The 12,167-nt window shown below is 58.2% G+C and carries 9 protein-coding genes; 1 reads left to right on the plus strand and 8 read right to left on the minus strand.

Features of this window, described 5'->3' with window-relative positions; translation table 11 throughout:
* Nucleotides 1-102: 102 nt before the first annotated feature.
* The 3 genes from AC0GUR_RS19010 to AC0GUR_RS19020 form a co-directional block, all read right to left on the minus strand.
* On the minus strand, nucleotides 103-480 hold the full coding sequence (locus AC0GUR_RS19010) for a hypothetical protein (protein WP_472879077.1): 378 nt from the start codon (nucleotides 478-480) through the stop codon (nucleotides 103-105).
* A gap of 434 nt (nucleotides 481-914) precedes the next feature.
* Nucleotides 915-1,127: a hypothetical protein gene (locus AC0GUR_RS19015; RefSeq protein ID WP_472879078.1), complete on the minus strand. Its 213-nt coding sequence runs from the start codon at nucleotides 1,125-1,127 to the stop codon at nucleotides 915-917.
* A 277-nt stretch (nucleotides 1,128-1,404) separates the two neighbouring features.
* Nucleotides 1,405-2,436 carry an IS110 family RNA-guided transposase gene (locus AC0GUR_RS19020; RefSeq protein WP_472879079.1) on the minus strand — a complete coding sequence of 344 codons (1,032 nt, stop codon included), beginning with the start codon at nucleotides 2,434-2,436 and terminating at the stop codon, nucleotides 1,405-1,407.
* 1,435 nt (nucleotides 2,437-3,871) lie between these two features.
* On the opposite strand from AC0GUR_RS19020, the gene AC0GUR_RS19025 reads away from it, so the two are divergent.
* Entirely contained in the window at nucleotides 3,872-7,273 is a 3,402-nt protein-coding gene (locus tag AC0GUR_RS19025) for an autotransporter outer membrane beta-barrel domain-containing protein (protein ID WP_472879080.1), read from the plus strand.
* A gap of 157 nt (nucleotides 7,274-7,430) precedes the next feature.
* Here the strand turns inward: AC0GUR_RS19025 and AC0GUR_RS19030 are convergent, their stop codons facing one another.
* The 5 genes from AC0GUR_RS19030 to AC0GUR_RS19050 all read right to left on the minus strand — a co-directional run bounded on the left by AC0GUR_RS19030 (nucleotide 7,431) and on the right by AC0GUR_RS19050 (nucleotide 12,165).
* The gene (locus tag AC0GUR_RS19030) at nucleotides 7,431-8,411 is read right to left on the minus strand and encodes an alpha/beta hydrolase (RefSeq protein WP_472879081.1); all 981 of its coding nucleotides are present in this window, start codon (nucleotides 8,409-8,411) and stop codon (nucleotides 7,431-7,433) included.
* Between the two features lie 589 nt (nucleotides 8,412-9,000).
* Nucleotides 9,001-9,549: a hypothetical protein gene (locus AC0GUR_RS19035; RefSeq protein WP_472879082.1), complete on the minus strand. Its 549-nt coding sequence runs from the start codon at nucleotides 9,547-9,549 to the stop codon at nucleotides 9,001-9,003.
* Between the two features lie 725 nt (nucleotides 9,550-10,274).
* Nucleotides 10,275-10,583: a YrhB domain-containing protein gene (locus AC0GUR_RS19040; protein ID WP_472879083.1), complete on the minus strand. Its 309-nt coding sequence runs from the start codon at nucleotides 10,581-10,583 to the stop codon at nucleotides 10,275-10,277.
* Between the two features lie 79 nt (nucleotides 10,584-10,662).
* Nucleotides 10,663-10,914 carry a hypothetical protein gene (locus AC0GUR_RS19045; protein ID WP_472879084.1) on the minus strand — a complete coding sequence of 84 codons (252 nt, stop codon included), beginning with the start codon at nucleotides 10,912-10,914 and terminating at the stop codon, nucleotides 10,663-10,665.
* Nucleotides 10,915-11,055: 141 nt separating this feature from the next.
* A complete protein-coding gene (locus AC0GUR_RS19050; RefSeq protein WP_472879085.1) occupies nucleotides 11,056-12,165 on the minus strand; it encodes a hypothetical protein in 1,110 nt (369 codons plus the stop codon).
* Between the last annotated feature and the right edge of the window lie 2 nt (nucleotides 12,166-12,167).

Genomic DNA, 12,167 nt, shown 5'->3' on the forward strand with positions numbered 1-12,167 from the left:
ACCGAGGCAGACGCTCAACTTTGAAACACCGGCCGAACGTTTCCAGCGATGTGTTGCAACGACCGGCTGAAGTCGCAGTCGAATGCGGACATTATTGTCCTGTCACCAAGGGATCAGGGTTACGAGTAGCACCAAAGCAAGATACCCAACAGGCGCTGACAAGAGCCCTAGGCCAAAGCGCCTCAGATTTCCCGCAGGCCTTCGAAGAAACGAGACCGCGAAGCCACCGAGTGCTGCCGCCACATAAGCGGCGAAAGTCATCACCCACATTGCGAAGAACGCAAAGATGTCCGACTTCCCTCTGGAAACCAGGTAGCTGATCGTGACCGCGACGTACAACAGGAGCGCTGGAAATACCGCGCCAAGGACCACGATAGCTCGCGGCGTAGCCTTTGGTTTGAGCGCCATCAGGACAATCAACGCGAGTGGGAGGCCCAACTCAACGGCGATAGCGCCAACATTCATCTGCGTTTCGGTCACTCTGCCCCCTCGGTAGATGTTGGCCTTGCGCTTTGGTCCGCTTTGGGTCGGAAGCGGACCTTACCGTGCCATCTGGTAGAGAAGGCTGCCCACAAAGCCAGCTGCCAGGCACATGTTAACGACCACAACCACTCGAAGCGCCCTGACGCGTCCCATCACGGCGACTGGGGCTCGGCTTCGAAACAACACCCACGAATTTACCGGCCCGAGGCGATAGAACACCTGATCAAATGGGGGTGTATAGAGCTGGGCGGCATAGCTCGGGTCTGCATCCACGATGGACTTCCAGAACGCACCGGCCACAGACATTGTCACCACCCAACTGGCGGCACCCATAAGCCCAAGGATGAGTGGAATAGGCAAATCGACCTCTACGCTCGATAGCAGGACGGGAAGCTCTTCGTAATGTCTGCTGTGGGTCGGAAGCGGACCTGCTATTTTGATCGCTGACTCTCTTGCCGGCGCTTTACAGCGAGAAGAATCTTATAGGCCTCAGGCTCGCTTATACGAAGCCGGCGGGCCTCATCTTCGAAGATTTCGTCTTCTCGGTACTCTGCGACGATGCCACCCGCGTCGTACTTGGCAAATACCCGACCATCACGCCGGAAGACCACAACGCCGAAGGCTTCAAACATAGGCTCATCCATCGTTCCCTCTCCGCGAGGTCCGTATATGGACCCCTCCCCAGTTGCAAGCATCCCGCGCTCTGGCGTTCGTGTCGACTGCAAACGTATATCCGGCCTCCGCCACCCTCGCTCCGGAGGATGCTGGGCCTTGATGAGCTAGTCGCGCGCCGGCTCCCAATCGCTTTGTCGTGCTCGTGGCACGTGGACCTTTCAGGGTTTTGCCAGCGCCGGTCCGACCGGTTCGTCATCGTGCAGGGTGCTTCGCAATCGTAAGGTAGGGTTTGCTCGGACGTTACGCTCAGGCGGCCGCCAGCGCCGGTTGATAGTCGGTGCCATGGCGCAACATGGCCCAGGCCATGCGCGCCGTCTTGTTGGCCAGCGCTACGCAGGCCACGTTCGGATGGGATCGCTCCGCCAAGCGCGTGACCCATCGGCTTAACGCATCGTCCTTGGTGGCGGCCGTGCGCAACATCGCGCGGGCGCCATGCACCAGCAGCGCGCGCACATGGGCGTTACCGCGCTTGCTGATACCCAGCAGTCTTTCCTTACCACCGGAGCTGCTCTGGGCCGGCGTCAGGCCCAACGATGCGGCGAGCTGACGACCGTTGGTGTATTGCCTGGCATCGCCCATCGCGGCCACCAGCGCGGTGGCGATCATCGGTCCCACTCCACGCAGCTGCTGCAGGCGCACCGCCGCCGCGTCGGTTTTGGCCATGACGGTAATCTCCTGATCAAGCTCGGCCACGCGCTCATCGAGCAGCATCAGGTCGTGCCACAAGCCGTCGAGCAAGTGGCGGAAGCGCGTCGTCAGTCCGTTATCCGCATCTTCCAGCCAGCGCGGAATCGCGCAGCGCAGCGACGACAGTTCCTTGGGCGCCACCAGGCCGTACTCGGCGACCAAGCCACGGATCTGATTGCCTTTAGCCGTCCGTTGTTCCACCAGACCGGTGCGAATGCGGTGCACGGCCTGCATGTCCTGCTGCTCGATCGTCTTGATGGGCACGAACGTCATACTCGGCCGGCTCATCGCTTCGCAGATGCCTTGCGCATCCTTGGCATCGTTCTTGTTGCGCGGCACGTACGGCTTCACGTACTGCGGCGCCATCATCTTCACGCGAAAACCACGCGCCTGCAGTTGCCTCGCCCAATGGTGGGCACCGGCGCAGGCCTCCATGCCGATCTCACATCCCGGCTCGGCCGCTTCCGTCACCGCTTGCAACCAGTGGTCTCTCGATAGGCGCTTGCGCCACACCGTCTTCTCTCGCTGATCCACGCCGTGGACCTGGAACACGTTCTTGGCCAGATCGACCCCAATGCGCTTAAGCTTCATGGGTGGACTCCTCTTCGCCGTTGACTGGTTCTATCGCTTCCAGTCTGGCACTCGATGCCGAAGGCGGGGAGGAGTCCATCTCATTGCTTTGGGTCGGAAGCAGACACTTCAGTTATCCGAACGAAGCTGTTGAACAAAGCTCTGGACAGACTGTTCAAGATGGCTCGACTCCCCGGATCTCGCTTGACCGTCAGTCCCACTTACCATGACGACGCGACCCTTTAGGTTGACCAGCTCTGTGTACACCTGGCTACCATCCGGCATCTGTAAGGAAGCACATGCGCGATCGGGTTGATCGCACGTTAGACGTGCACCCCCTAGCTCGCTGGCAAACCTGTTCTTGACTGAACTGAACTCAATTGAACGTATCGGCACAGGTCCAGACCTTACGTCATCAAGGACGACTATCACCTGCCGAGGTTCCGGCGATTGAACCACCGCGGTGCTTGGAACAAAGGCACCAATGAATAAGCTTTTGTCGACTGCTTGACCTAATCGCGTGTTTGTTGCGGGGTCGACAAGCAAAGGTTGCCAGCCAGACGGAACGCTCATGGCGAGCGAACTCTTAGGCATACGGCCGACTCGTAGATGCGTTTCACCGCGCGGTTGGCAATGTGCGTTGTCACCAACGCCAATGTGGATGGAAACCGATTTGAGACTGGTCGGTTGCTTGCTTTCATTTGACGCAGGCGAAGCAAATTGCCGATCAATCAGAAGCCAGTCATCCTCTATCCGATAGCCCATCTCTGCTGGCGGGGCCTTGGGCTTTCCTGTGACGGCATCAACGGGGGTAACTCGAAGGCGGCCTGGGCCGACTACCTCGTAAGTCGAGAGAGTCTCCGTTACGCCTCTCTCGTCGTGGCAGCGCGAACGGGATTGAGCACCGTCGTACTCGACGACGCAATCACCATTGATATCGCGGTGAATGCCGTCAGGCATCGTTAGCTCAACCTGCTGACTGCGCCAGCATCCTTGGAGAGAAGGACCTTGCCCTGCCGCGGCTGCGCCGCACAGGGAAGCCGCTAGAACAAAGGTCAAACCCTTGGCTTTGGATCGCACGAATCTCTTCCCCCAGTGATGTTGCGATGACACTCCACTTTCCATTCACACAGGTCAGCCCGTCAATTCCTGACCGCTAAAGGTTCTTAGCAATGTCCGCTTCGGGTCGGAAGCAGACCTTACAAACCCGTCTGGCGCTTCGCTATTCACGACGTAACTACATGCGTCGCAGTACTTATCCCCGCTGGGATTTTTACGCTCGGCGCCGTTCATACATGTGAAGCCGGAGTCCCAAGCATCGCTTTCGCCCTTTTGCGCGGAGCACAAGGAAACGTTCGGCGGTGGGATCCAAGCTCGGTATGGACCACCAACCGGTCGATAAGGAGCATCGCTCATGCCTTGCAGCCGGAGTATGCCATGTCGCCCCCGGGGCCTTTTGCGCCCTAGCCTGCTTGCCGCAGCGTTGTCGTTGGTCTTGGCCCATCCGGCGACGGCACAGACCACCTACACGGTTAATGCGTCCGCCACACCTAACTCCACCACGGATAACACGCTCGAGGCACTGCGGTTGGCGGTCGGCACGTGGCAGTCGGGGGATGTTATCAACATCTATAACAGTGATAACTCCCTCACTGCGGGCTTCCGATTTGGCGCCGCCAACATCACCATAAACAACATGCAGGCGGGTGGCGCTCCGATAACCATCGGTCAGGCCACCGTTAACGACGGCACGCCGCTGTTTGGCAATGCCAACAACGCCACCACCGGCAGCATCACCTTCAACGGCAACTTCGTAGCCAACGGGGTCGTGTCGAGTACCTACCACGGCGGTGTCATCAGCACTGGCAACTTCGACGTGCCTGTGAGCTCCTCGTTCATTCGTATCAACGGGAACGCGACGTTTGCAAACGACGCGCAGACTGGCTCCTCCTCCAACTACGGTGGTGGCGTACTGACCACAACGGGATCCGTGGTGATTACGGGTGACGTCAGTGCCACCAGCAATACCGCCTTCAACGCGGGCGGCATGATCTATTCGCAGGGCCCGGTGGCCATAGGCGGCCACTTGTATGCACAGGGTAACCAGGTCACCAGTGCAGGTAGTGCGGGTGGCGTCATCAAGTCCGCAGGCATTGGGCCTACGGGCGAAATCACCATCGGCAATGGCGCCACCTTGATAGGCAACACGGCGGGCAGCGTGGGCGGCGCCTTCTACGTCTGGGACGACCAAAATGTATCCGGCGAGTACGTCGCGATCACCGGCCCAACCATCTTGCAGAGCAATCGCGCGGGTGATGCGGGTGGTGCCATCTATTCCTATGGCAACATCGTTCTCAACGGCGACGTAACGGGAACCAGCAATAGCGTCACCAATGGCGGGAGTTTCGGCGGCATGTTGGTGGCCCTTGGCGGCGACGTCGACATAACGGGCAACCTGACGGCAAACGGAAACACAGCGGGCGCTCATGCCGGCGCTATTTACGCCGCCGGCAACGTTACCGTAAGCGGTGGAAGCACTATCGGGATGGATAGCAACATCGCAGGCACCGCGCGAGGCGGCGCCATTTATACCTATGGCAACACCTCGTTGAGTGCAAGCTCCTCTCTCTCGTTGACCAACAACAGGGCCGGGTCGACGGGCGGCGCCATTTATACAGTGGGCTCCACCAGCCTCGACAGCCCGGGCTTAGTTGTTCGGGGCAATACGGCAGGTTCGTACGGTGGCGCCATCTACGCGGCCACCAATATTTCAGTGACGGGTGCAGGTACGTTCACAGGTAACACGGCGGGACTCGACGGTGGCGCTCTCTGGTCCAATGGCACGGTGACCCTGAGCACCAACGGGGGCGACCTCGGCTTTACCAACAACATCGCCACGTCACACGGCGGTGCGATCTACCTTGACCCCACTGCACTGATACTCAATGCGACCGGCGGCAATCTGATTTTCTCTGGCAACACACAGGAAATCTCGGGTACACCACGCGCCAACGCTGTCTATATCGCCAACGTAGGCGGTGGCACGTCGGTGACGCTCAACGCCAGCGCGCCATACGGCATTCTGTTTTACGACCCCATCCAGAACGACGGCACCAAGGGACTTATCACCGTCACAAAGACTGGTAATGGCTTGGTGAGCTTTGATGGCACCCACTTCCCCACCCTGAGCGACCACCAGGACCGCTGGTCGCAGATCTACGCCAATACCGAGGTACAGGCCGGTACCTTTGAGGTGGCCAACGCGGCTGCGTATGGCGTGCGTGCGGCGGATGTCGGCAGTACGACGCCAAGCACCTTTACGGTAGACCCTGGTGCCGTGTTGCAAGGCGGTGTGTTTGGCAACGTGTTGGCCGACGAGGTCGAGTTTGCCAATGGGTCGACGCTCAATCTGGCCGGACGCCAACCCGGCGTGCGTAGCGTCTTCGCTATCGATGCCGCTACGGTGCATTTCACTCCGGGCAGCACGATCCTGTTCAACACCGAGCTCAATAGCGGCGCGGTGCAGAACAGCGATCTGCTGGTGATCAGTCGCGCTGCGGTGAGTGGCACAGGATCGATTCTGGTCAACAACATCGGTGGAACAGGTGCACTGACCGTCGGCGATGGCATTCGCTTAGTGGCCACCATCAACGGGGCCACCACTGCGCCGGATTCGTTTGTGCTCGGCAACCGCGTTGTGGCGGGTGCGTACGAGTATCTCCTTGAACGCGGAGGCGCGCAGAACGGCGACGATTGGTTCCTGCGCAATACCGTGGAGCCACCCGCGCCACCCGCGCCACCATCACCGCCTGCGCCTCCGGGCCCGCCTGATCCGCCGGTGCCACCGGCTCCGCCCAATCCGCCCGCGCCACCCGAGCCAGAGCCACTGATACCCATCTATCGCCCAGAGATGGGGGCCTATCTCGCGAATCAGGCAGCTGCGGCGGCGATGTTCACCATGACCTTGCACGACCGCCTGGGTGAAGTGGACTTCACCGAGCGCCAGCGCGGCGATGGCAATGACCCGAACGGTGCGGCCTGGGCTCGCGTGCAGGGAGGGCAGACCAATGCACGAACGGGCGAGGGGGAGATCAGCACCCGGACAAACAGCTGGCTGCTGCAGATTGGCGCCGAGCTGACACGCTGGGACAGCGGTGACAATCGCTATCACCTGGGCGTGATGCTTGGCACCGGTCAGGCCGACACCGACGCAGCGTCCAACCTCATTCCTTTTGATGCTCGCGGCCATGTGCGTGGCAACAGCGGTGGCATCTACGGCACCTGGGTGGCCAATGCAGAGCAGCGAACCGGACTGTACGTCGACACTTGGGTGCTGTACGGGCACTACGACAGTCATGTGAACGGACAGGGTCTCCCTCAGGAGGACTACAGCAGCCATACGCTCACTGGTTCAGTGGAGGTCGGTTACACCATGGATGTTGGTCGCCAGGGAAACGAGGCTTATTTGCTTGAGCCGGAAGCTCAGGTGATCTATACGGACTATCGCGGCGGCAACCATGTGGAAGTGAATGGTACTGACGTGCGCCGTGTCGATGCCGGCGGCCTGGTGACGCGTCTGGGTGCGCGGTTCTTCATTCGTCCATGGGACCTGTCTGCCTATTCGCTATTGGCTCAACCATTTTTTGAAGCGAACTGGTGGCATCACGATCGCGATAACAGCATGAGCTTCGACGGTATCAATCTAAGTTCTGGAGCGACTGACGTGGGCGAGATCAAGGGTGGCGTGCAGTGGGAGTACGGGCATGGCTGGACCGGCTGGGCGTTTGTGGGCGTGCAGCTTGGCGATAAGCATTACCAAAGCGTAGGTGGCTTGATGGGGGCGAAATACAGCTGGTAGCCACGACATTTTGAATTGCTAGCAAAGAGGCCAGTCTCAACAGGAGAACCCGTATACCAAGCGCGCTTCACGGGTCCTGCGCTACATCTTCAAGCGTGTATCGGCTTGTCCGCTTTGGGTCGGAATCGGACTTGGCGCTTTTCATTTCTCACCGAAATCATAAGGATCGGAGCCAGCTAACGGATCGGTCAAGGGCACGCTTTCCAGCGAGGATCTGGAGGTTGAACTGATACTCGTGACCAAGCGGCGGCTGGTAGTCCCGTGGGTAGAAAAGGGTTGTCACATTGACGTGATGGCTTGAGAGCGCCATGGCTAAAGCAACTGATTGGGGACCCAGTGGATCGGCATTACCTGCACTAATGTATGTGGGTGGGAATGTAGAGGCTATATGCGGCGTGATCGACATGGTTCCGAACCCAGGGGCCTCGTGCCAGTCCCTCTTCCCGCTGTACGCCCAAGTGGTCGACCTCACGAACCAACCGATGACCCCGCTGCCTTTCCCCATGTCGGTGATGTCATAGACCCCGCAATAGAGAAGAGCTCCAGCAATCTGGTTACTGGAAATGCCTGGGGCGATCCCCAGGGCCTTCGCATACTCTGGGTTCGTCAGCATCGCGGCCGTCTGTGCGGCAATTTGGGCGCCAGCGCTGTCGCCGGCTACGACAAGCTTGTTCACATTGATCTTCAGCTTTGTGCCATTAGCAGAAATATAGGTGAGGGCTTTGTTTGCCTGTCGAATCGGTGTGGGATACGTCGCCTCTGGGGCAATCGTGTAGTCCACATTGACGACCGTAAAGCCTTGCCCGGCCAAAATTCTTAGGTAGTTACTGATGTCGGCACGCCGGCCGGAAACGAAGCCGCCGCCATGAAACCAGATGACCACGGGGCCATCCAGAGTGGCGGCGGCTCCACGGTAAATATCGAGCTGCGCATCAGGATCATTCGCGTCATAGGTCAATCCTCGTTCGACCATGACATCGACTGGGACCAGGGGCATGAGCGCTTCGGATGCCTGCTTTGCTCCGTGGTCGAAGACGGAACGAATGAGGAAAACACTTGGCCACGGAGAGACATAGAAAGTAGCGATCGCTATGGCCCCTACCACGAGGACTGACATTGCGACTATCTGCTTCGCCATGCGACAACTCTCCCCGGGGCTACACTGGGCCAACACTACAATCGATCGGGCCACCGTGTTCGCCCAATGTTCGCTATCAACCGTGGAATGTCCGCTCCGGGGCGGCAGCGGACGTAAGAAACCTCTTCAACCTCGAACCAACGTGAAAGAGAGATTTCCTCGTTTGGCGAAGTTCTGGAGCTTTAGGTGAGCATTTCGTGCCAGTCGACCAGCCGCCAACTTGCCACCACTCCGTTAAGCACGAATGGGTCCGCCTGAATGAACGCTTCTGCCTCATCCCGGCTGGTGAAAACTCCAAGGGCACCTTCTGGAGGGTTTCCCCAATGGTCCAGCCATCAGGAGCGTCCCTCGCGCGTGGAACTCATGTAGACGCGCTCGATGGGCCGAGAGGTTAGCTGGTACTCGGGCTAACCCGCCCGTGGCCAAGTCATAGATCATGAGCACTTTCATTGCGACTCCCCCGAATCGACCTGCTCTTCGCAGATGGTAGCAATATCTAGAAAGCCCAGACATTCAAGCGGACCGCGCGAGGAGCCTTCTACCAACGCAAGACCGTCCGCTGTGGGTCGGAAGCGGACGCTTCGATCGACTATGTATAGGGTATGCACGTTGCCGTCACAAATTCGCCCGATTGATCCTGGACCTCAACCGGAATCGCATACTGCGTAATCGCGCGGTTCAATGCAGTGATGAATTGCCCAGGCATCTCTACCCTCGTATCGAGTAGCAACCGTTGCCTGCTCCAGAGGGGAAAGCGGGATTCGACTTTGCCTATGATCTGAATTTCCTTGAATGGCTCGGGCAGGTTTCGCCCTTGGGCATCCCGGACTGTGACGAGGGTGACGTCCGACCAGTTCGCGGTCGCCCAGGTACTACCGAAAGAACGCCTGCAGACGCCGTTTGTATCAACGTGCGTATCGGAGAGGGCGACCAAGCTAAGGCAGCCGACATAGAGCATCACCAGGAAGGCCCCTGCGATAAACAGGAACTCTTGGCTATAGGGGTCAGTACCGTACAGGACTTGGCCGAAGATAAGGCAGAAAAAGAAGCCGGCCGGTGCAAGGGCAATCAGAGAGATTCCTTTCACCAGTCGACCGCCAAAGCACTCAAAGGTCTGACCTCCCACTGTCTGGTCCATGCTTCTTCCCCTCATATTAGGTCCGTCACGGATCGGAAGCGGACGTTCCCGACTTGAATCCCCAATCCGCGATGCAGTGGTCCTTGACCGATCCACGATCTCCCATAACATCGCAAAACACTTGCCAAAGGGGGCAGCAGTGCAACGGCTCATCATAGTTCTTGTGATCATTTCGACACTTGCCGCTTGTACCCCAAGGCCACAGGTCCGTGGATATGCGGCCATCAGGACAAGGTTCGAATTCACGAATGAGAATCCAGATGTGCCTTTGCAACTAACTACGTACGAAGACGACTACGACTGCTTTGGCCAGAACATATGGCAGTTCGCGAAATTATGGTCACAGTTCGCGATGACGGAGGGGCAGCGCCCATACCAATCGGTGAGCTACCACTATATGGGTATTGGGAATGAATACGGGCACCTCGAATCGATTATTTGTGGTGGTGTCGTTACATTCAAAGCCGATGAGTCAAACCTGTACAAGATAACCACATCAAGGTCTTCAGAGATGTGCAGCATCAAGGTGCTGAAGTCAGATTCTTCGGCTCCCACCGGGTGGACTAGCGTGCCTACGTTATCGAGGACCGAGCATGTACCTTTGATCGATCATAATGGTCCATGGTGCAGCGCAGGTGCCGAATTTAAGGGCTCATCGGTACTAGCTGTACCCAGGGGCTAATTCCATGGAGCTGGCCGCTTGGGGTCGGAAGCGGACTGTTTAGTTAAAGCGCGTTTCTCGCTGCCAGGGCTTGCTCGGCCTCAGCGATCCGGTCAGAAAGTGGAGCCGCCGTGCCCGAAATGGCAAATTCCCCAGTGGCTTTCGAGATCACATAAGGCCCGTTCCCTACGATCGACTGGGAAAAGTCACCCGACTCTACCCAAGGCTTCGATTGATAGTGAATGACCCAAGACAGTTCGCGCTCGTCTACACGCACAACGACTAGCTCGGGCATATCCGGCCAGTCCAGGTTTGGCTGATTGATTTCGCGATAGCAGATAGCTGTCGCCTGTTCCTTACTGATCGACGTCATCCATTCCCCCCCCTGCTATCCAATCGCGCCAAGGTCCGCTACGGGTCGGAAGCGGACCTTAGAAGTTAGCCAACCACATCTATCCGTTTGAGAACCAATTACCCACTGCTGACCCAAGCGACACCAGGACAACGACCAGCCAAGCAAAGCCGTTCAGAGACAATCCTCTCCAGGTACGGACAGCATTGGCGAGGCCTACGCCCGCAGCAATGCCAACGGCAACGAGAGGTTTGAACAGGCGAGCATCGAATACGGCAGATACGAGCATCAGCGCGATAACCATAGCTAGCGCGCTCAGAAATGACATACCAAAGGAATTCAGGACTTTCATAGGCACCTCCCTATACTTGATCGCATGACTATGTGGCAGGCGTCCCACACCATTTTCCGCGAAAAGGTCACTTCGGCTCGGAAGCGGACCAATGCGCACTATCAACGCTTCGGCATACAGTCGAACCGAAACAGGACGCCCTCAACGTTCTCCGGCCAAAACTTTCTTGTCGACCAATACGTCAAAGGCCTTGCCAATTTGCTCATGCGTAAAGTCACAGTGCCCTTCGCCTACTGGCGGCAACACCGTCACTTTCGATGAATTGCCTACGGTCTTTGCGAGGTCGGGATAAGCCGCATCAAAGCGTGCCGGAACCGTCTGGTCGAAGACGTTTCTCTGCAGTACGACAGGTGCGGTGATTCGCCCAGTTAAAGTCACAATCTTGGCGAGATAGGCCATCGCCGACGGCGCACCTTTATAACGACGCACTTTGCTGTTGAAGGAACTATCGTCCGCAAATTCGGAGTAGTCGGTCTTTGTTGTATCAACTGGCATGCCGCCCGCGCGCTGCCCGATCTCACGCAGCACCATATAGTCAAGCATCAACGCGCCAGGCAAGGTCGCACTGGTTTGCTGCAACCGCTCCTCGAGCCGGGCGGCTTTGGTCTGGTCGGTCTGGAGTGCTTCTTGAATTCGATCAGGGGCAATCATAGGCGGAGACGTTGAATCCGCTAGATCTGGCAGCACCCCCGGGAAGTACGTATCAAAGGCGACCAGAGGGGTCACAACGCCGCGCGCGACAATATCCGGGGCCGAAATATTCACGCCGCAAACTGACAACGCTCCGCTGTACTCATGACCATGGCGTTCAAGAGTCGCCAGCGCCTCCAGGCCGCCCAGCGAGAATCCGACCACGTAGGTTCTGCGTGGCTTTCCGTTCTTCCTGATGAAAAGCTGGCGAAGCTGCTCGCTGTCCTCCAGTGCGTCCCCTACGGCCCAGCCTTGGGAGGCAAACGCGCTGGCGGCAACGGCATAGCCACGAGAGAGGAAAACGGGAGCCTCTTCATTTTGCGGCCACGGACTCTGTCGCGGCACGCCTTTGGGCTCGTAGCCATGCATAAGCACGACAAGGTTGCCATTCCAGTTCTTCGGTATATCGATTCGGTAGGGAACACCTTTGAGCGAGCCCACCGACGTACTAATCGTCGTCTCGGCAGCCACATCCGATGCGGCCATCGACGTATTGAACGGGTAACTGACACCACAGGCCACCAGCAGGCCAAAAAGCAAACTTCCGGGTTCGCAGCGCATGC

The sequence above is a fragment of the Dyella sp. PARNA 12/25 genome (assembly GCF_055702865.1).

What these genes read in the sequence shown, in the direction of transcription:
- AC0GUR_RS19015 (WP_472879078.1), bottom strand. Translation starts at nt 1,127, where the DNA reads ATGGATGAGCCTATGTTTGAAGCCTTCGGCGTTGTGGTCTTCCGGCGT.
- AC0GUR_RS19020 (WP_472879079.1), bottom strand. Translation starts at nt 2,436, where the DNA reads ATGAAGCTTAAGCGCATTGGGGTCGATCTGGCCAAGAACGTGTTCCAG.
- AC0GUR_RS19030 (WP_472879081.1), bottom strand. Translation starts at nt 8,411, where the DNA reads ATGGCGAAGCAGATAGTCGCAATGTCAGTCCTCGTGGTAGGGGCCATA.
- AC0GUR_RS19035 (WP_472879082.1), bottom strand. Translation starts at nt 9,549, where the DNA reads ATGGACCAGACAGTGGGAGGTCAGACCTTTGAGTGCTTTGGCGGTCGA.
- AC0GUR_RS19040 (WP_472879083.1), bottom strand. Translation starts at nt 10,583, where the DNA reads ATGACGTCGATCAGTAAGGAACAGGCGACAGCTATCTGCTATCGCGAA.
- AC0GUR_RS19045 (WP_472879084.1), bottom strand. Translation starts at nt 10,914, where the DNA reads ATGAAAGTCCTGAATTCCTTTGGTATGTCATTTCTGAGCGCGCTAGCT.
- AC0GUR_RS19050 (WP_472879085.1), bottom strand. Translation starts at nt 12,165, where the DNA reads ATGCGCTGCGAACCCGGAAGTTTGCTTTTTGGCCTGCTGGTGGCCTGT.